This is a genomic window from Streptomyces sp. P9-2 (assembly GCF_051903975.1).
In the GTDB taxonomy this organism is placed as follows: Bacteria; Actinomycetota; Actinomycetes; order Streptomycetales; family Streptomycetaceae; genus Streptomyces; species Streptomyces cellulosae.
Window position 1 is genome coordinate 113,809 of the sequence record NZ_CP192634.1, and the last position, 18,730, is coordinate 132,538.

Below are 18,730 nucleotides of genomic sequence, written 5' to 3' on the forward strand. Positions count from 1 at the left end.
TCACCGGTGGAAGCGGCCCGCCCACAGGGGTTCGACCCGCTCCCACTCGGCGTCCCACCGCGCGTACCGCCTGCGGTCCAGGGCGTGGCGCGCGCCCACGTGCGCCACGTACACCGCGGCGCCCACGCCGGCCGCCGCCGCGCCGCCCGCGAACCAGCCGGTGGTGACGGCCTGGTTCCTGGTCATCGGGGGCCCGGTGACGTCGCCGTCGCGGGTCGCCCACACCCGCACGGTGGAGCCTTCGCGTGTGTCGGCCTTCACCGGGGTGCTGCCCGTCCGCACGGTGCCGTCGTCGTCGGTCCAGCGGATCCGCGCCTGTTCCTTCGCCGTGGCGCCGACGTTCTCGTCGACCGACCGCACCGTGGCGTCCACCTGCTGCCGCTCGGCCGACTGCGTCTGCACGGTCCGCAGTCCCGACCGGTAGGCGCTCTGTCCCGCGCTCAGGGCGGCCGCGGGCAGGCCCAGGGCGAGGATCAGCAGCAGGACGCAGCTGAGCCAGGACTCGAGCCGGTCGGTCCGACGCCGCAGCGGGTTCGCCGTCCCGGGTGTGCGGTCCGGGTGCGACGGCGGCGGTCCGGAGGACGGACGCGGATCGCGTGCGCTCATGACTCGCCTCCAGCAGGTCGTCGCCGGCCGGTCCCCCTCGTCCTTCTTCCAGCCTGAGGGAAGTGGGCTTACGGGGCACAGGGCCGAAGGTCCCCGGACGGGGCGCCTCGCCGTCCCCGGTCGGCGGGGCGCGGAGGCCGAGGGGCCCGTAGGCGGCGGGGGGCGGGCCGCGGTACTTCTCGAAGTGGAGGACGTTACGTGTGCCGGTGAGGCGCGCGGGATCCGCGTCCTTCGTGCCACCAGCCAGCGAACGAGCCGGAGGGTACCGCCATGTGGCCCATCGTCACCACCGGGCCGGACCGCCCCCGTGCGGAGGTGTGCGAGACGCACACCGCGGTCCTGTTCTTCGCGGGGGACCGCGTCCACAAGCTGAAGAAGCCCGTCGACCTCGGTTTCCTGGACTACACGACGGTGCCGGCGCGCCGGACGGCGTGCGAGCGGGAGGTGGAGCTCAACCGCCGCTTCTCCCCCGACGTCTATCTGGGCCTCGGTGAGCTGCGCGAGCCCGGCGCCCGGGACCCGGAGCCGCTCGTGGTGATGCGCCGGATGCCCGCGGAGCGGCGTCTGTCCCGCCTGGTGCGGGAGGGGGCGGACGTCGACGACGTGCTGCGGGTCGTCGCCCGGCAGCTCGCGGCCTGGCACGCGCGGGCGCCCAGAGGACCGGAGGTGGACGCGCAGGGGACCCGGGACGCGCTCCTCTCCCGCTGGGAGGACAGTTTCCGGCAGGTGCGGGAGCTGGCCGGGGACGGCGGGCTGCCCGACGAGGTGCCGGGGGTGGAGCGGCTGGTGCGTCGCTATCTGGCGGGCCGGGCGCCGCTGTTCGCCACGCGGATCGCGCAGGGCCGGGTGGTCGACGGCCACGGCGATCTGCTCGCCGAGGACGTCTTCTGCCTCGACGACGGCCCGCGCCTGCTCGACTGCCTGGAATTCGACGACCGGCTGCGCCATGTCGACGGCCTGGACGACGCCGCGTTCCTCGCCATGGACCTGGAGCAGCTCGGCGCGCCCGAGGCGGCGGCGTGGTTCCTCGCGCGTTACGGCGAGTTCTCCGGCGACCCGGCGCCGTCCTCGCTGCGGCACCACTACGTCGCCTACCGCGCGTTCGTCCGCGCCAAGGTGTCCCTCATCCAGGCGCGTCAGGGCGCCCCGGGCGCGGAGGCGGCGTTCCGGCGGCTGGTCTCCACGACGCTGCGGCATCTGCGGACCGCGGCCGTCGGTTTGACGCTGGTCGGCGGGCTGCCGGGCAGCGGCAAGTCGACCCTGGCGGGGGCGCTGGCCGACCGGCTGGGGGTCACCCTGCTCAGCAGCGACCGGGTCCGCAAGGAACTGGCGGGCATCCCGGCGGAGCAGTCCGCGGCGGCCGGGTACCGCGAGGGGATCTACACGCCGGAGTGGACGGCGAAGACGTACGCGGCGCTCCTGGACCGTGCGCGGGCTCTGCTGTCCGCCGGGGAGTCCGTCGTCCTGGACGCCACCTGGTACGACACGGCCCGGCGGAAGGCCGCGCACCGTGTCGCCGGGCAGGCGGGCGCCGACCTGGTCGCGCTGCGCTGCCATGTGCCGGGCGAGGTGGCGGCGGCCCGGCTCGACGCGCGTACGTGCGGGTCCTCCGACGCCGACGCCTCGGTCGCCGACGCGATGCGGGCCGCGGAACCGCCGTGGCCGGAGGCCGTCCCGGTCGACACCGGCGGCTCACTGGGCGCCGCGGTCGAGCGGGCCCTGGCCGCCGTGCGGCCGTGGGGCACGGCGCAGGCGCCGGTGTTCCGGCGCCCCTACATGGAGCCCGACTGACGGCGGCGTCCTGCCGTGGCGACGCCGTCGACGTGTGAAGGCGCGGCCCGTGTCCCGGTTGCCCGGGGGTTCGTCCCGGGCGACGGTGGACAGGGGCGGCCGCGCCGTCAGGGAGTGGAAGACCATGCGAGCCCTCGTCTACCACGGTCCCGGACGCATTTCCTGGGACACCGTCGCGGATCCCGTGATCGAGGATCCCGGTGACGCCGTCGTGCGTGTCGGGACGACGACGGTCTGCGGCACCGACCTGCACATCCTGCGCGGGGACCTGGCCGAGGTGACGGCGGGCACGGTCCTCGGCCACGAGGCGGTCGGCGAGGTGGTCGCGACCGGCGACGACGTCCGGCGGCTGCACCCGGGCAACCGGGTCGTCGTCTCGTCCGTGTCCGCCTGCGGCCGCTGCCGGCCGTGCCGCGACCGCCTGTTCGGGCAGTGCCGCGGGGGTGGCGGCTGGATCCTGGGCCATCTGATCCACGGCACCCAGGCCGAGTACGTGCGGGTGCCGTTCGCCGACGACTCGACGCACCGGCTGCCGTTCTCTCCGTCGCCCGACGAGGCGGTCCTGCTCGCGGAGGTCCTCCCCACCGCGTACGAGGTGGGGGTGCGCAACGGCGAGGTCGGCCCCGGGGACACCGTGGTCGTGGTGGGCGCGGGGCCCGTCGGTCTCGCCACGGTGGCGATCGCCCGGCTTTGCTCGCCGCGCCGGGTCGTCGCCGTGGACCTGTCCACGGCCCGGCTGGAGGCGGCGGTCCGCATGGGCGCCGACGCGGCCGAGGTGCCGGGGCGGATGATCGCCGAGCTGTACGAGGGACCGGGCGCCGACGTGGTCGTCGAGGCGTCGGGCGAGCCGGACGGGTTCGTGCTGTGCACGCGCGCCGTCCGGACCGGCGGCCACATCGCCGTCATCGGCACGCCGGGCCGGTCCACCACGCTGCATCTCGAGTCGCTGTGGCGTAAGAACGTGACGATCAGCACCGGCCAGGTCGACACCTCCTCGACGCCCTGGCTGATGGAGCTGCTGCGGCTCGGACGCCTTCAGGTGTCCCCGCTGCTCACCCATTTCTTCGAGCTGGAACGGGCAGTGGAGGCGTACGAGGTGTTCTCGAAGGGCACGGAGTCGGGGGCGCTGAAGGTCGCGCTGCGTCAGCGGTGAGAGGAACTGGCGGTACGCCGGGGCCTGCTGTGATCTCACTGGAACGCCGCGTGGATCTCGTGTTCCGTGGCGGAGTGCGACACGAGCAGGATCTCGTCCCCGGCCCGCAGACGCACCTGCGGGTGCGGCACGGTGGGCCGGCCGTCGCGGACGACCGTCCGTCGCGCAGCACCCGGCAGGTGTGGGGGACCATGGCCTCCAGCGCCTGGGCGGTGCGTTCCGCCGAGTACTCCTGCGCGAAGCCGATGGCTGCGTTCAGCCCCACGACTCCCAGGATCGCCACCGCGAGGGTGAGGGTGCTCGCGTCCCGTGGCTCCTCGAGGGCGTACGCGAGGAAGGTGATGCCGGAGGCGGCGAGCAGCATCACCGCGAAGAGGTCGGTGAACTGCGCCGCCGGCTGCCGCCCCACGGCCCGGGGCGCGGTGCGGGGCAGTCCGTTGACCCCGTGCGTTCTCGGGCGGTCCTCGGCCTGGGCCCTCGACAGCCCGCGCCGCGACGTCTCCAGCGCGGTGAACACGTCGTCGGCGGGGAGCTCCGTCACGGGCGGCCGCGGGCCGGGCTGCCCTGTCACGGGGCGCGTCCACGCGTGGTCTCAGACCGGGACCGTGATGACCGGACAGCGGGCATGAAGCAGCACTCCCTGGCTCACCGAGCCCAGCATCATGCCGGTGAAGCCTCCGTGACCACGGGTGCCCACGACCAGTCCCAGGGCGTGCTCGGACGCCTCCGTCAGGACCTCTACCGGATGGCCTCCGCGGACGACTTCATGATGGAGCTCCACGTCCGGGTGGGCCGCGGTGCGGCCCGCGACCGTCTCGGCCAGGACCCGGCGGCACTCATTCACCGTGGCGTGTTCGTCGAGAACGCCGAGCAGCGGCGGATGCCACACGTACAGCGCCCGCACGATCGCCCCGCGCAGGTCCGCCTCCTCAACAGCCAGGTCCACGCCGGCGGCCGAGTGCGGGCTGCCGTCGACACCGACGACGAAGTACGGCGGCTGCTGGGTGATGTGCTCGGGCTCCGGTACGACCACGACCGGGCAGGCCGCGTGCGCCGCCAGCGGCAGCGCCACCGATGCGGACGAGAACAGTCCGCGCCGCCTGCTCAGGTGCCGGGAGCCGACGACCACAAGCGAGGCGTCGCGTGATTCCTCGTGGAGGATCCATGCGGGTTCTCCCTCCGCCAGCAGCGTCGACAGGTCGACCGCCGGCTGCCGGGACTCCACGAAGGACACCGCGTCCTTGAGCACCTGGTCGCCCAGTCCGTGCAGTTCACGGTTCCACTCCTCCCACGAGGGCCGCACCTCCCCCGACCGGTAGCCGCCGGTCGGGGTGCCCTGGGCGTGCACGAGTCGCAGCGGCAGCTTCCGCCGCTCGGCCTCGTCGGCGGCCCAGGACAGTGCCAGGCGCTTCTCCGGGTCGGGATCGACGCCGACCACGATGGGCCGACGCCCGTCCGCACCAGTCATGACACCTCCAGGCTCTGCTCGCCGTGTTCGCCCCCTCCCAGCGTCGCCTCTGCGGCCGGGTGACGCCACGCCACGCCGGAAGTGCTCGCTCCGGGGGCCCCGGCTGGCGCGGTGGCGCGCGTTCCGTCAGCGTGGAAGGAGGGGGACGGCTGTGTGAGGTGGTGTTCCATGGCATCCTCCGAGGCTCCGCGCATCGTGGTGGGCGTGGACGGTTCCTCGTCGTACGACGCACTGCGCTGGGCGGACCGTTACGCGCGCCTCGTCGGCGGTGCCGTCGAGGCAGTCTGCGTCTGGGAGAGCCCGACCTTCGGGGGGTGGGGCGGGCCGGCGACTGAGCCGGTGTTCGACGTGGAGCAGGCACGGCAGCGCTTCGCCGGGGAGCTGGACGAGGTCTTCGCCGACGGGCTCCCGGAGGGGCTCACGCAGCGTCTGGTCGAGGGTGATCCGTCCGACGTGCTGATCCGCGCCTCCGAGGGGGCCGAGGTGCTCGTCGTGGGCCGGCGTGGGCGCGGCGGCTTCGCCCGGGCGGTGCTGGGGTCGGTGAGCCAGCGGTGCGCGCAGCACGCGGCCTGCCCGGTGGTCGTGGTGCGGCAGGAGGGCGATCCGAGGCGTTGACGCCGACGGCCGGGCGCCTCGGTCCGTGATCGTCGCCGCGTGAGCGTCACAGCCGCTTCCGTGATCGTCACACTCGCTTCCGTGATCGTCATCGGCTTCCGGAGGGACCGGTCATCATGAGCTCACATCTCACCTCCGCCGCCGTACCGCCGCCCGGCCCCGCGGGAGCCGAGGCGTATCCGGCCCGGTTGACGGCGCGGCTGGACGCGCCGCTGTCGCGCTGGCTGTGGCTGGTCAAGTGGCTGTTCGCGCTCCCCCACCACATCGTCCTGTTCTTCCTTTGGGTGGGGGTCGTGCTGGTGAGCGTGGCGGCCTTCTTCGCGATCCTGTTCACCGGCCGGTACCCGCGGCCGCTGTTCGACTTCACCGCCGGTGTGCTGCGCTGGAACTGGCGTGTGGCGTACTACGCGTACGGCACCCTGGGCACCGACCGCTATCCGCCGTTCACCCTGGCCGACGTGCCCGACTACCCGGCGCACTGGGACGTGACGTACCCGGAGCGGCTGTCGCGCGGGCTGGTCCTGGTGAAGTGGTGGCTGCTGGCCCTGCCGCACTATCTGGTCCTCGGCTTCTTCGCCGGGGGCGCCCGCCTGGCCTGGTACTCGGGCGGCCTCATCGGCCTGCTCACGCTGTTCGCGGGCGTCGCCCTGCTCTTCACCGGGCTCTATCCGCGCGGGCTGTACGACCTGCTGCTCGGCCTCAACCGGTGGGTGCTGCGGGTCGCCGCCTACGCGACGCTGCTCACGGACGTGTATCCGCCGTTCCGGCTGGACCAGGGCGGGCGGGAGCCGGGGGCGGCGCATACGACGCGGAAGGTCTGATGAGGAGGAGCACCGAGATGGTCCGTTACGTGTACGCGTTCGGCGAGGGCGGCAAGGAGCAGGCCGACCTGCTGGGCGGCAAGGGCGCCAACCTGGCCGAGATGACCCGGCTCGGGCTGCCGGTGCCGCCCGGTTTCATCGTCACCACGGAGGCCTGCCGGGCGTACCTGGCGACCGGCGGTGAACCTTCTGGTCTGTCGCGTGAGATCTCGGACCATCTGGCCGCGCTGGAGCGGGCCGCGGGGCGGCGGCTGGGGCAGCGGGACGACCCGCTGCTGGTGTCGGTGCGCTCGGGTGCGCGCTATTCGATGCCCGGGATGATGGAGACGATCCTCGACGTCGGTCTCAACGACGACTCGGTGCCGGGACTGGCGAAGTCCGCGGGTGACGAGCGGTTCGCCTGGGACTCGTACCGCCGTCTTGTCCAGATGTTCGGCTGCACGGTGATGGGTGTCGGCGGCGCCTTGTTCGATCAGGCGCTGGAGGATCTGAAGCGAGAGGTGGGCGCGGCGGACGACCTGGGGCTGAACGCGGGCGACCTGGCCGGTCTGGTGGAAACGTACAAGGAGGTGATCCGCCGGGAGACCGGTGAGTCCTTCCCGCAGTCCCCGGCGGAGCAGTTGCAGCGGGCTGTGCTGGCGGTGTTCCAGTCGTGGAACGTCGAGCGTGCCCGGCTGTACCGCCGGCGTGAGCACATCCCGGACGACCTGGGCACGGCCGTCACCGTGCAGACCATGGTGTTCGGAAATCTGGGCCCGGACTCCGGCAGCGGTGTCGCGTTCACCCGTGACCCGGCCACCGGCCGCTCCGGCGTGTACGGCGACTACCTGGCCAACGCGCAGGGCGAGGACGTCGTCTCGGGCATCCGCAACACCGTGCCGCTGGACGAACTCGCCCGCATCGCCCCCGAGGCCTACGAAGAGCTGCGCCGGCACATGGCGACGCTGGAGGCGCACTACCGCGACCTGTGCGACATCGAGTTCACCGTCGAACGCGGCCGGCTGTGGATGCTGCAGACCCGCGTGGGCAAACGCACCGCCGAGGCGGCCTTCGCCATCGCCTCCGCGCTGGCCGACGAGGGGCTCGTCACCGCGGACGAGGCGCTGGAGCGGGTGCACGGTGACCAGTTGGCAAGGCTGATGTTCCCGCGGTTCGACGCGTCCGCCGTCGGGGAGCCGTTGGCGCACGGTGTGCCCGCCTCCCCCGGGGCGGCCGTGGGGGCGGCGGTGTTCGACTCCGCGGAGGCGGTCCGGCGGGCCTCGGAGGGCGAGAAGGTCGTGCTGGTGCGGGAGGAGACCACCCCGGACGACCTGCCCGGCATGGTCGCGGCGCAGGCGATCCTCACCAGCCGTGGCGGCAAGACGAGTCACGCGGCCGTGGTCGCGCGCGGCATGGGCACGGTGTGCGTGTGCGGGGCCGAGGAGATCGCCGTGGACACCCGGCGGCGCCGGTTCACCGTCGGCGGCACGGTCGTGGAGGAGGGCACCGTCATCTCCGTGGACGGATCGGCGGGGGCGGTGCACCCGGGGGCGGTGCCGTTGGTCGACTCGTCCGTCGTGCGGTACTTCGAGACGGGTGAGCGCCCGGACGCGCTGGTCGACGCGGTGGCACGCGCCATGGAGCACGCCGACGGCGTACGCCGGCTGGGCGTTCGCGCCAACGCCGACACCCCCGAGGACGCGGCCCGTGCGCGGCGCTTCGGGGCGGAGGGCATCGGCCTGTGCCGTACGGAGCACATGTTCCTGGGCGACCGGCGCCGGCTGGTCGAGGCGATGATCCTGGCGGAGGGCGACGCGGAACGCGACCGGGCGCTGGAGGCGCTTCTGCCGCTCCAGCGGCAGGACTTCAGCGGCATCCTGGACGCGATGGACGGTCTGCCCGTCACCATCCGGCTCCTCGACCCGCCGCTGCACGAATTCCTCCCCGACCGCACGGAGTTGGCGGTGCGGGTCGCCACGGCGGAGGCGCGGGGCGGTACGCCGGACGAGCATGACGCACGGCTGCTCGACGCCGTGAACCGGATGCACGAGGAGAACCCGATGCTGGGGCTGCGCGGCGTCCGTCTCGGGCTGGTGGCTCCGGGGCTGGTCGCCATGCAGGTACGGGCGGTCGCCGAGGCGGTCGTGGAGCGCAGGCGGGCGGGCGGTGACCCGCGGGCGGAGATCATGGTGCCGCTGATCGACACCGTGGAGGAACTGCGCCTGGTGCGCGAGGAGGTGGACCGGGTGCTGGCCGATGTCTCGGCGGAGGCCGGGATGCCTGTCGACTGCCCGGTCGGCACGATGATCGAGCTGCCGAGGGCGGCGCTCACCGCCGGACTCATCGCGGAGGAGGCCGAGTTCTTCTCGTTCGGCACGAACGATCTGACCCAGACGACGTGGGGTTTCTCCCGCGACGACGTCGAGGCGGCCTTCTTCTCCGCCTACCTCGACAAGGGCGTCTTCACGGTGTCCCCCTTCGAGACGATCGACCGCAAGGGCGTGGGACGCCTGGTGGAGATCGCGGTGAGGGAGGGACGCGCGGCGCGGCCAGGCCTCCAGATGGGCGTGTGCGGCGAACACGGCGGGGACCCGGAGTCGGTGCACTTCTTCCACGGGGTGGGGCTGGATTATGTGTCCTGCTCGCCGTTCCGGGTGCCGGTGGCGCGGTTGGAGGCGGGGAGGGCGGCGCTGGAGGGTGGCGGGTGACGGGGGTCTGCCCCGGTCGGTCCGAAGCGGGCGGGTTGCCCGTGGAGGCGGCTGTGCCGTGCCGGCTGCCTTGTGCGGGGTGCCCCATCGGGCAGGTGACTTGGTCCTTGTGACTGGTGCCGTGTCGATCGCGGAGCGCGTAGCGTTCGCCGTGTTCGAGAACGGGGGAGGCATGCCGGACTGCTGACTGCGGGGGCTGCCGCCGAGAGTGGGAGCAGCAGAACGTGCCCAAGGGCGACGGCGTGGGACAGACCGCATCGCCGACTTCCCCAACTGCCTCCGCCTCGGCGACTGTTGCTGTGTCGCAGCGCCGTCGCGGCCCGGGCGGATGCCTGCTGGTCGTACTGCCGGGTGTGGTGACGCTCGGTGCCGTCTTCGCATTCGTCTCGCTGGTCGGCGGTGAGACGGCCGTTCCGCAGGGTGGGACGCCGGGCCAGGCGGAGTCCGCCGTCAGCAATGTGGACGGCTCGTACGTCCCCTGGCTGCGCAAAGCGACGGCCGACTGCGTGGGGGTCACCCCCGCGCTCCTCGCCGCGCACATCGACCAGCTGTCCGGGTGGCAGAGCGAGAGCGCGAGTCTGTCCGAGCGGGGTATCGCTCGTTTCACCGCTGCCAGTTGGAAGAAGTGGGGCCGGGACGAGGACGGCAACGGTACGTCCACGCCCCTCGACAAGGTGGACGCGATCATGGCGCTGGGGCGTCAGGACTGCTCCTTGTCGAAGCGGATGACCACGCTGCGCACCAAGGGCACCGTGAACGGCGATCTCGCCGACCTCACGCTCGCCGCGTACGCGGTGGGGGTGGACGAGGTGGCGGAGGCCGGCAAAGTCCCGTCGTCGGCGCGCTTGTTCGTGACGGAGGTGAAGAAGAGGCTGCCGCAGTACAGCGCGTTGGTCCGGCGTAATCCCGAGCAGCAGGGCGGCGCTCCGGCCGCGGGCGCGCGGCTGCAGTCGCCCGTCGTCACCCTCTCCGTCACCTCGCCGTTCGGTTCGCGCAAGCACCCGCCGACGGGGATGACCAAACTGCACACGGGCGTCGACTTCGACGCGCCGCAGGGGGCGCAGGTGTCGGCGGCCTGGGGCGGGGTGGTGGAGTTCGCGGGAATGACGCCGGCGTACGGGTACCGGGTGGTGATCGACCACGGCACGGTCGAGGGGAAGCGGCTGCAGACGACGTACAGCCACTTGTCGGCGCTTCAGGTGAGCGCGGGGCAGGGCCTGGCCGCGGGACAGGCGGTGGGGCTGGCCGGCTCGACGGGACTGTCCACCGGCCCGCACCTCCACTTCGAGGTGATCCTCGACGGCCAGTACTCGGACCCGATGGCTTGGCTGAATGCCGGCGGCTGAGGGCGGCCGGTCAGGCGTCCGGGTCGACTTCGGGGTGGGTGAACCGTACCGGCTTGTTCAGTGAGCGGGCGTAGCCGATCTCGGCTCGGGTGCTGTCCCCTATGTAGTCGCCGACCACGAGTACTTCGTCCGCGAGCCGGATCTTCGCCCGGTGCAGGGCGTCGAGCCGCACCTTCAGAGTCTGGGCCTCTGTGGGGTCGGCCCAGAGGGCGTTCGGCGACTTCAGGTCGCAACCCGGCTTGACGACGATCCTCCCCGCTACGGTCTCCCGCAGGTCGGCCTCGGCCATCTCGGCCATGAAGCGGGTGGAGCCGCAGATGGCGACGATGGCCGGGATGTGCAACTGCTTCTTCGCGGCGGCGAGTTGTTCCTCGGGGGTGAGGGGTTGTGACACGGCTCCTCCTGGTGGGCGGTGCGAGCTCCTGACCGTCCCAGCCGATCATGAATGTGCACTGCCTGGCGAGGCCAGGGTCTGCACATGAGATCGATGAAGGACAGCGCCGCCCGGAGCCGTTGGACCCATCACGGCGACCGAGACGCGTAGCGCGCTCCGCGGAAGCTGCCGGACTTCGGCCGACGTCCCAGTACCTTCGCACCTCACGGAGCATCGTGCACCCCCGGAGGGAACCGTGTTGAAGGATGCGACCGCCGTTGTCACCGGCGGGTCCCGGGGGATCGGGCGGGCCATCGTCGAGCGGTTGTGCCGGGACGGACGGGGCGGCCGTGGTGTTCAACCACGCCAAGGACGACGAGGCGGCGGAGGACGTCGTCCGGGTCGTCGAAGACGGCGGCCGCAAGGTCAAGGCGGACCGGGCTGAGTGCGTTGGGACGCGAGTGGGCGCTGGAGCGGCCGGCCGAGCCGCTCACCCTCGAGGACACGGCGCGGCACGCGCACATGAGTGTGCGTACGTTCACGCGCCGCTTCCGGCAGGAGACGGGGCTCAGCCCGCTGAAGTGGCCGGCCCGGCGCCGGCTCGCGCGCGCCCGCCATCTCCTGGAATCCACGACCCTGCCCGTGGCCCGCATCGCGAAGGCCTGCGGTCTCGGCGACCCGGTCGCCCTGCGCCGCCAGTTCCACACGTACGTGGGCCGGTCACCGGCGGCGAACAGCCGCACACACAGCGCACCGGGGGTGACGGCGGGGCGGTGACGCGTCCGGTGATGCCCGGTGTCCAGCGGTGCCGATTGCGGTCGGCGGCGGCGAAGTCGATGCGTAGGGTCGGGCAGGTGCGCGAGGCTGTCGAGCACAGGCCCCGGCCGGCTCGGAGGCGGCCGGGACGAACGCGATGCGAGGGGGCATGGTGGCCAAGGTCAGCATCAGTCTGGACGCCGAACTCGTGGTGGAGGTGATGGTCCTGGCAGGGATCGGATCGCCGCAGGACGCCGTCGAGGCGATCGTGCGGGACTACATCGCCCGCGGGCACCGTACGGAGGCGCGTACCGGGCTCGGGGAGCAGGGGTTGCGCGAGGTCGACGCCAAGCCGCGGGAGCCGGAGGGCTGAGTCGCCCGGGTCGCGCGACAGCGGTAGGCGGTATCGCGCATCCCCTTCCCCACACCGGGCACCCGGGGCCGGGAACTCACTGGTCAGGGGCTGGGAAGGGCGTGTGCGATGGAGGAGCGGGAGCGGGGGGCCGAGCTGCGGCGGGTGGCGCGTGAGCGGTTCGGCTGGAGTGATCTCGGCGCGGAGCAGGCCGAGGCGATGCAGGGGCTGCTGGACGGCCGGGACGTGCTGGTCGTGATGCCGACCGGCTCCGGGAAGTCGGCGATCTACCAGGTGCCGACCGTGCTGCTCGGCGGCCCCACCGTCGTCGTGTCGCCGTTGATCGCCCTTCAGCGTGACCAGGTCACGGGGCTGCGCGACAGTGAGGCCCCGGACGCCGTCGCCGTGAACTCCGCCCAGTCGCAGTCGGTGACGGACGAGGGCTGGCAGGCCGTGGAGGACGGTGACGCCGAGTACCTGTTCCTCTCCCCCGAGCAGCTCGCCAGGAAGGACGTCCTGGAGCGGCTGCGTGAGCTGCGGCCGTCGCTGTTCGTCGTCGACGAGGCCCACTGCGTGTCCGCCTGGGGGCACGACTTCCGGCCGGACTACCTCACCCTCGGTGAGGCCGCCGAGCGGCTGGGCCGGCCGCCTGTTCTCGCGCTCACCGCGACCGCCGCGGCCCCCGTCCGGGAGGACATCGTCGAGCACCTGCACATGCGCGACCCCCACCTCGTGACCACCGGCACGGACCGGCCCGCCATCCAGCTGAGCGTGCACACGTACACCGACGACCCCTCCAAGCGAGAGGCCGTCTCCCGCTGGACCGCCGCCGCTCCCGCACCCGGCATCCTCTACACCGCCACCCGCAAGGACGCCGAGGCGTACGCGGAGCGGCTCCGTGAGGACGGGGTGGACGCCGAGGCGTATCACGCGGGGCTGAGGGCGGCCGAGCGGCGGCGGATCCAGGACGGATTCATGGAGGGAGCTCCCGCCGTGGTCGTCGCCACCTCGGCGTTCGGGATGGGCATCGACAAGCCGGACGTACGGTTCGTCGCGCACGCGTCCGTGCCCGAGTCGCTGGACTCCTACTACCAGGAGGTCGGGCGGGCCGGCCGGGACGGGGAGGCGGCCGACGCCGTGCTGTTCTACCGGCCCGAGGATCTGGGGCTGCAGAAGTTCCTCACGTCCAAGTCGCTGGACAGCGAGGCGCTGCGGCGGATCATGAGCACGCTGTTCCAGCAGGACGCGCCGCAGAGCCGCAGTCGTACGGCGGAGTTGTGCGGGTTGTCGCGCCGGAAGGCCGGCGACCTGCTCAACCTGCTGGAGGAGGCCGGCGCCGTCGCCGTCGAGGGGCGGCGGCGTGCGGTGCGGGCCGTGGCCGGGTGGTCGGCGGAGGACGCCGCGGAGGCTGCGGCGGAGGTGTTCGAACAGCGGCGCCGTATCGACCGCTCGCGCATCGAGATGATGCGCGGGTACGCCGAGACGCCGAGCTGCCGCCGCCAGTATCTGCTCGGCTACTTCGGCGAGCAGCTCGACTCGCCGTGCGGGCGGTGCGACATGTGCGAGCGGCTGGACGACGAGCCCGCTGCGTCCGACCACGCGTCCCCGGCCGGGGAGGCCGGGCCGTACGAACCCAACGAGCGTGTGCAGCACGCCGATTGGGGTGCCGGCACCGTGATGCACATGGAGGACGACCGCGTCACCGTGCTGTTCGAGCAGGTCGGCTACAAGACGCTGTCGTTGTCGGCCGTCGAGGAGGGTGACCTGCTGACCGGCGCGTGAGCCGCGGCGCTCATGTCATGGGCGGGGGCGGACGCGCACCCAGCGTGGGCGCGCGTCACTGCCTCGGCGTCCGGCCACCGACGCGCAACGCGGGCACACCCGCCGCACCTTGTCGGCCGCGCCGCCCGACTCGGGGAACGTGTCGGGCCAGTTGACGTGCGAGAAGCGGACGAGGCGTGAGCGGCTGAGGGACAGGCCGCAGACGGTCTCGTTGCGGCCCGGCTCCCAGGCGTGGACCTCCCCGGCGGGCAGCCTGCGGCGGCCCTCCTCCTCGTCGGTCCACTGACCGGAGGCGGCGACGGCGTACCGCTTGCCGCGCTTCATGACCCGCGTCCGCGGTGGGCGGGGCTGTTCCCGGTCATGTCGGCACCGTCCTCATCCTCGGCGGCTCTTCGTGTACGGTCGCGGCGCCCCCGGTGGCAGCGGGCGCCGCCCGCATCGGACGAGTGCCACGCGGGGCCCCGCCTATGCCCGGCCCGTTCTACTCGCAGCCCGTGCCGTCACCGTCGCGGTCGAGGTGGCTGCCGTAGCCCGGGTCACCGACGTGCACGGGCGCCGCACCGGCGGCCCGGGCGGCGGAGCAGTTCTCGTAGTAGACGCTGCCGCCCCCTCCCCCACCGCCGCTGTAGTCGTCCTCGGCGGGCTCCGCGGTCACGGTCTTGGTGACCTTCACCTTCACCCTGGCCGTCTCGGTCTCCGTGACCGTCACGGTCGGGGCGGGTTCCGCTTCCGCGGGCGGCGTGGCCGTCACCGTCGCGGTGACGGTCGCCGACGGCTGAGCCTTGGCCGCCAGGGGTTTCGCGTCGCCCTTCGCGCTGCTGTCCTCGCCGCTCGCCGCGATGCCCATGCAGAAGGCGAGGAAGAGCGCCGGCAGCACGTACCGCTTGCGCGCCCACTTCGGCGCGGTGCGGCCTCCGGTCGTATACGGATTGGTCATCATGCCCCCCGGGCGCTAGTTGAAGCACGAACTGTATCTGCTATGTGAAGAAAATATGAACTCCGGGGGCGGAGTGCCGTCGTTTGCTCGCCGTGGCCTATGGCGCTCCGTCAGCAGTCAGAGACGGCAAGGAAGTCGAGGACCGTTTCGCGCATGATGCGGTCGACGGTGCCGTGCAGCGCGCTCTCGGCGGTGACGACCGTTTCAATGCCGCCGGGCAGGAGGTCGCGCGGCCGGTACCACTCGCGCAGGCAGCTTTCGTCGACGGTGCCGGCGATCGGCTTGGTGCCGTGGCGGGCGGTGCCGCCGGGTCGGTCAGCGGGGTACGTCGTAGGCGATGTGGGTCGCCGTCGGCGTGCGGAGCACGCTTCGCTGCGTAAGGGTGTGCGGCACCCCGCCGGTGAAGAGGGGTGTGCCGCCGCCCAGGACCACGGGTGCGATGTGCAGGGTCAATACGTCGATCAGCCCGGCGTCGAGGGCCGAGCTGATCGTGAGCCCGCCGCCCATGACGTACACGTCGAGGTCCTTGCCGCTGCGCGCGGACGCCGCCTCCGCGCGTTCGCGTGCGACGGCGACGGCGTCGCGCACCCCGGTGGTGACGAACGTCCAGTCCAGGTCGGACGTGCGGACGGACGCGGGCGGCGCGCTCGTCACGACGACGAGCGACGGCTTGCCGGCCTCGCGCGCGCCGTAGCCGGTCTCGTCGTTCCAGCCCTTCGGGCCGTCGACGATGTCGAAGAGGTTGCGGCCCAGGACGACGGCGCCGGAGCGTTCGGTCGTCTCCCGGACGATACGGCGATCCTCCGGGTCGTCCGAGAAGGCCCAGGTGTGCAGGCCCTCCCCGCCGTTGCCGAGGCCGTTGTGCAGACCGGGGTCGGGGCCGGTCACGTAGCCGTCGAGGGAGATCGAGATGTCGGCGATGATGTGGGTCATGTGAGGGCAGACCTGGTTCGTCGCGGGAAGTCATCGGTCACCTGTAGCGCGCGACCGCGCCTCCCCGGAGTGCGCCCGGGTTCAGGCGGGTCACTCGGTCACCCTTTCGACGTCAACTGGGCCTGGACGAGCGGGCCGTAGCGTTCGACTGTTTCCTCGACGGGCGTCGACCTCACGTCCGTTCCGCGGGCGATGCCGCACATCACGCCCAGGCCGAGGAGTGCGGCCAGGGCGAGTTCGGCACGCAGGCCCGCGTCGGGGCCGGGGAGGCGGGCGGCGAGCCGACTGGTGACCTGGGCGCGGAAGTTGGCGCGCAGGACGTCGCCGTGGTCCCCCTGGAGCGGCGCGAACGCGATCCGCAGGAGCGGGTCCGAGCCGTGCTCGCGCTGGCTGACCAGGACGTGCCGGACCATGTGCCGGCCCAGGTCGTCGAGGGGCGCGTCGAGGAGGGCCGCCGCGTCCTCCTCGAAGGACATCACGCGGGCGAAGACGGCGTCCTTGTTGCCGAAGTACTTCAGGACGAGCGGCGGGCTGACCCCGGCGCGCTCCGCGACCGCCTTGAGGGTGATGTCGGCGTGGGCCTGGCGGGCGAGGAAGTAGCGGGCGGCGCGGAGGATGGCCGCCTTGGTCGCCTCGGCGTCGCGTCGTGCGGGGCGGGGCGCCTCGTCGTGGGGCTGGGTGTTCCGGGTGCTCACGCTTCCTCCATGGCGGTGCCCTCGGTGACGGACCGGACGCCTCTCGTGCGGGTGGGCTCGCTCTCGCGGCCGGCCTCGGAGACGGGTTCGCCTTCGGAGGCCGCGTCGCCCGGTATGAGCAGAGCCACGGCGCCGGCGACGAGGGCGATGCCTGCGGCGACGGCGAAGGCCACGAGGTAGCCGTGCAGGGTGGGCAGCGGGAGTCCGCCGACCAGGCTGGTGTGGTGCACGAGGACGGCGGCGACGGCGGCGCTGGAGACGGCCTGGCCGACGGTGCGCATGAGGACGTTGACGCCGTTCGCGGAGGCGGTCTGCGTGGCGGGGACGGCGCGGAGGATCAGGGCGGGGAGCGCCGAGTAGGCGAGGGTGGTGCCGATGGACACGACGGTGGCGCCGGCCATGATCATGACCAGGGAGCGGCTGTCGGCGATGCGCACGCCGTAGCCGAGGGCGATGACGGCGGCGCCCAGGGCGAGGGTGATCCTCGGTCCCCGCGCGGCCGAGATGCGGGCGGAGACCGGGGACAGCAGCAGCATCACGACGCCGCTCGGCAGCAGCACCAGGCCGGTCTGGACGATCGACAGGCCGAGTCCGTAGCCGCCGGCCTCGGGGGCCTGCACGAGCTGCGCGGTGACGAGCGTGTTGGCGTAGAAGGCGAAGCCGGTGAGGAGGGCGGCCACGTGGGAAAGACCGACGCGGGGCCGGGAGACGAGACGCAGGTCCACGAGGGGGCGGTCGGCGTGGAGCTGGTGGCGCCACCAGACGGCGAGGACGAGAACGGCTCCGGTGAAGAGGCCGACGATCGGGGCACTCCCCCATCCCCAGGTGCCGCCTTGGGACACGGCGAGGAGCAGGCAGACGAGGCCGGCGGCCAGTCCGAGGGCGCCGGTGACGTCGAAGCGGCCGCTCTCACGCACCGGTGACTCCGGCACCGCCCACCGGATCAGTGCGACGCCGCAGGCGCCGAGGGCGGCGGTGACCCAGAACATGACGTGCCAGTCGGCGTACTGGATGATCAGGGCCGCGGCGGGCAGGCCGAGGGCGGCACCGATGCCGACGGTGGAGCTCATCAGCGCGACGGCGCCGTTCCGGCGCTCCGGGGGCAGCTCGTCGCGGAGGATGCTGATCGACAGGGGTACGACGGAGACGGCGGCGCCCTGCAGCGCGCGGGCGGTGATGAGCAGCGCGATGTCGGCGGTGAGCGCGCAGACCACCGAGCCGGCGGTCATCAGGGCGAGGGACAGCAGCAGCACGCGGCGCTTGCCGTACATGTCGCCGGCGCGGCCCAGGACGGGGGTGAGGACGGCGCCCGAGAGCAGGGACGCGGTCACCATCCAGGAAACGGCGGACGCCGACGCGCCGGTCAGCCGGGGCAGGTCGGGGAGCAACGGCACGACGACCGTCTGCATGACCGCCATGAGGATGCCGCCGTAGGCCAGGACGGGGATGGTGAGCCGGGCCCGGAGGCCGGAGGAGTCACGGGACGGACGGGCTGTCGAGGCGGACGACGCCATGGGCACTCCAGCGGCAGACCTGGGCGGTGATTCTGTTGGTGAATGGCGATTCACCTTAGCAGTGAATTGCCATTCATCTCGGGGTGGGTCGTGCGCACGGTGGCACGTGATCCGCCCTCCTCGCCTTGCCGCCGAGCACCGCCGCCGGACGCGACGACCTGCGCATCTTCTACAACGAGAACCGCGTCCTGGAGAACGACGCGTTCTACGTGTGGATCGTCCGGTAACGGCCCCTAACATGGCCGCATGACGGAGCCAGCACCCACCGCGGCCTCCAGCCCGGTCCACGTGGATCACCACACGTTCGAGCTGATCGACTCTGACAAACGCGCCCCCCTGGGGTTCGACACGTCGAACGGGTTGGTCTTCTCCCGGCCCGGGCAGGCCGTCATCTGCACCGGCATCAGCACGGGCCCGGTGAACGTCAGCGTCCGGATGCGTCGGCATCCCCCCACACAGGTGGATGCCGACGCGTGGGACGAGATCATCGACCACAGCGTCGAAACAGCGACCGGCGACGTCGGCGGACTGGAGACGACGTCCGACGTGGCGGCCCGTGAGCGCTGTGCCCGGCTCGCAGCTGCTCACGCCGCCCGGCAAGGCGGCTTCAGCCAGGATCCGCCGTTCTGATCGGTCTCCCACGCCGCCCCGCGTTCCGGCTCACCCGCGCCGGCTCGCCCCGGCCGTCCGTTGACGACGAGACATACGGCGATTCCGCCGACGCCGCGAGCCCGCCGAAAACTTCCGCCGCCGACTCGTGGGGGAATCCTTCACGCGCCCCCGCCCCGGCATCAGGCGCCCAGCAGCACCTTTCGGCGCGCCGTCCGCTTGATACCAGCCCCCTGACCTGCGTCGATGCAGGATTCCGTCATTGACTGGCCGGATATCGACGGTTAGCTTC

At 72.6% G+C, this 18,730-nt stretch carries 18 protein-coding genes and 1 pseudogene; 10 read left to right on the forward strand and 9 right to left on the reverse strand.

The features are described 5' to 3' along the window. Complete coding sequence (locus ACQY0Z_RS33095) at positions 1-606, reverse strand: Rv1733c family protein (RefSeq protein WP_189906057.1); 606 nt, start codon at positions 604-606, stop codon at positions 1-3. A gap of 270 nt (positions 607-876) precedes the next feature. On the opposite strand from ACQY0Z_RS33095, the gene ACQY0Z_RS33100 reads away from it, so the two are divergent. Next, positions 877-2,397 carry an AAA family ATPase gene (locus ACQY0Z_RS33100; protein ID WP_439813433.1) on the forward strand — a complete coding sequence of 507 codons (1,521 nt, stop codon included), beginning with the start codon at positions 877-879 and terminating at the stop codon, positions 2,395-2,397. A gap of 124 nt (positions 2,398-2,521) precedes the next feature. Beyond that, the gene (locus ACQY0Z_RS33105; RefSeq protein ID WP_381726725.1) at positions 2,522-3,550 is read left to right on the forward strand and encodes an alcohol dehydrogenase catalytic domain-containing protein; all 1,029 of its coding nucleotides are present in this window, start codon (positions 2,522-2,524) and stop codon (positions 3,548-3,550) included. Positions 3,551-3,950: 400 nt separating this feature from the next. On the opposite strand, the pseudogene ACQY0Z_RS33110 reads toward ACQY0Z_RS33105, so the two are convergent. Both ACQY0Z_RS33110 and ACQY0Z_RS33115 read right to left on the reverse strand, forming a co-directional pair. Continuing rightward, positions 3,951-4,121 (reverse strand): annotated as a pseudogene (locus tag ACQY0Z_RS33110) (cation-transporting P-type ATPase); the annotation flags it as partial. Positions 4,122-4,142: 21 nt separating this feature from the next. Continuing rightward, entirely contained in the window at positions 4,143-5,018 is an 876-nt protein-coding gene (locus ACQY0Z_RS33115; RefSeq protein ID WP_381729515.1) for a universal stress protein, read from the reverse strand. Positions 5,019-5,186: 168 nt separating this feature from the next. Between ACQY0Z_RS33115 and ACQY0Z_RS33120 the strand changes: the two genes are divergently transcribed. The 4 genes from ACQY0Z_RS33120 to ACQY0Z_RS33135 all read left to right on the forward strand — a co-directional run bounded on the left by ACQY0Z_RS33120 (position 5,187) and on the right by ACQY0Z_RS33135 (position 10,487). After that, positions 5,187-5,633 (forward strand): universal stress protein, encoded by a 447-nt coding sequence (locus ACQY0Z_RS33120; RefSeq protein WP_189898282.1) that lies wholly within the window; start codon positions 5,187-5,189, stop codon positions 5,631-5,633. A 116-nt stretch (positions 5,634-5,749) separates the two neighbouring features. Continuing rightward, positions 5,750-6,454: a DUF4389 domain-containing protein gene (locus ACQY0Z_RS33125; RefSeq protein ID WP_439813434.1), complete on the forward strand. Its 705-nt coding sequence runs from the start codon at positions 5,750-5,752 to the stop codon at positions 6,452-6,454. Positions 6,455-6,471: 17 nt separating this feature from the next. Beyond that, positions 6,472-9,141 (forward strand): pyruvate, phosphate dikinase, encoded by a 2,670-nt coding sequence (gene ppdK, locus ACQY0Z_RS33130; RefSeq protein ID WP_439813435.1) that lies wholly within the window; start codon positions 6,472-6,474, stop codon positions 9,139-9,141. 299 nt (positions 9,142-9,440) lie between these two features. After that, positions 9,441-10,487 (forward strand): M23 family metallopeptidase, encoded by a 1,047-nt coding sequence (locus ACQY0Z_RS33135; protein ID WP_439813436.1) that lies wholly within the window; start codon positions 9,441-9,443, stop codon positions 10,485-10,487. A gap of 10 nt (positions 10,488-10,497) precedes the next feature. On the opposite strand, the gene ACQY0Z_RS33140 is transcribed toward ACQY0Z_RS33135, so the two are convergent. Further along, positions 10,498-10,881 (reverse strand): hypothetical protein, encoded by a 384-nt coding sequence (locus tag ACQY0Z_RS33140; RefSeq protein ID WP_189898277.1) that lies wholly within the window; start codon positions 10,879-10,881, stop codon positions 10,498-10,500. A 429-nt stretch (positions 10,882-11,310) separates the two neighbouring features. On the opposite strand from ACQY0Z_RS33140, the gene ACQY0Z_RS33145 reads away from it, so the two are divergent. From ACQY0Z_RS33145 to ACQY0Z_RS33155, 3 genes are all read left to right on the forward strand, one after another. Then, positions 11,311-11,637: a helix-turn-helix domain-containing protein gene (locus ACQY0Z_RS33145; protein ID WP_439813437.1), complete on the forward strand. Its 327-nt coding sequence runs from the start codon at positions 11,311-11,313 to the stop codon at positions 11,635-11,637. A 151-nt stretch (positions 11,638-11,788) separates the two neighbouring features. Continuing rightward, on the forward strand, positions 11,789-11,989 hold the full coding sequence (locus ACQY0Z_RS33150; RefSeq protein ID WP_189898570.1) for a DUF2191 domain-containing protein: 201 nt from the start codon (positions 11,789-11,791) through the stop codon (positions 11,987-11,989). A gap of 108 nt (positions 11,990-12,097) precedes the next feature. After that, positions 12,098-13,750: a RecQ family ATP-dependent DNA helicase gene (locus tag ACQY0Z_RS33155; RefSeq protein WP_439813438.1), complete on the forward strand. Its 1,653-nt coding sequence runs from the start codon at positions 12,098-12,100 to the stop codon at positions 13,748-13,750. A gap of 15 nt (positions 13,751-13,765) precedes the next feature. On the opposite strand, the gene ACQY0Z_RS33160 is transcribed toward ACQY0Z_RS33155, so the two are convergent. The 5 genes from ACQY0Z_RS33160 to ACQY0Z_RS33180 form a co-directional block, all read right to left on the reverse strand. After that, entirely contained in the window at positions 13,766-14,074 is a 309-nt protein-coding gene (locus tag ACQY0Z_RS33160) for a hypothetical protein (protein ID WP_189898273.1), read from the reverse strand. A 157-nt stretch (positions 14,075-14,231) separates the two neighbouring features. After that, complete coding sequence (locus ACQY0Z_RS33165; protein WP_189898568.1) at positions 14,232-14,687, reverse strand: excalibur calcium-binding domain-containing protein; 456 nt, start codon at positions 14,685-14,687, stop codon at positions 14,232-14,234. 315 nt (positions 14,688-15,002) lie between these two features. Further along, positions 15,003-15,620, reverse strand: a complete 618-nt coding sequence (locus ACQY0Z_RS33170) for a dihydrofolate reductase family protein (RefSeq protein WP_189898271.1) — start codon at positions 15,618-15,620, stop codon at positions 15,003-15,005. Between the two features lie 98 nt (positions 15,621-15,718). Beyond that, positions 15,719-16,315, reverse strand: coding sequence for a TetR/AcrR family transcriptional regulator (locus ACQY0Z_RS33175; RefSeq protein ID WP_189898269.1), 597 nt, complete (start codon positions 16,313-16,315; stop codon positions 15,719-15,721). Continuing rightward, entirely contained in the window at positions 16,312-17,829 is a 1,518-nt protein-coding gene (locus ACQY0Z_RS33180; protein ID WP_439813439.1) for an MFS transporter, read from the reverse strand. Before ACQY0Z_RS33180 ends, ACQY0Z_RS33175 begins: the two co-directional genes overlap by 4 nt. A 246-nt stretch (positions 17,830-18,075) precedes the next feature. On the opposite strand from ACQY0Z_RS33180, the gene ACQY0Z_RS33185 reads away from it, so the two are divergent. Further along, on the forward strand, positions 18,076-18,459 hold the full coding sequence (locus ACQY0Z_RS33185; RefSeq protein WP_381729526.1) for a hypothetical protein: 384 nt from the start codon (positions 18,076-18,078) through the stop codon (positions 18,457-18,459). Positions 18,460-18,730 lie beyond the last annotated feature (271 nt).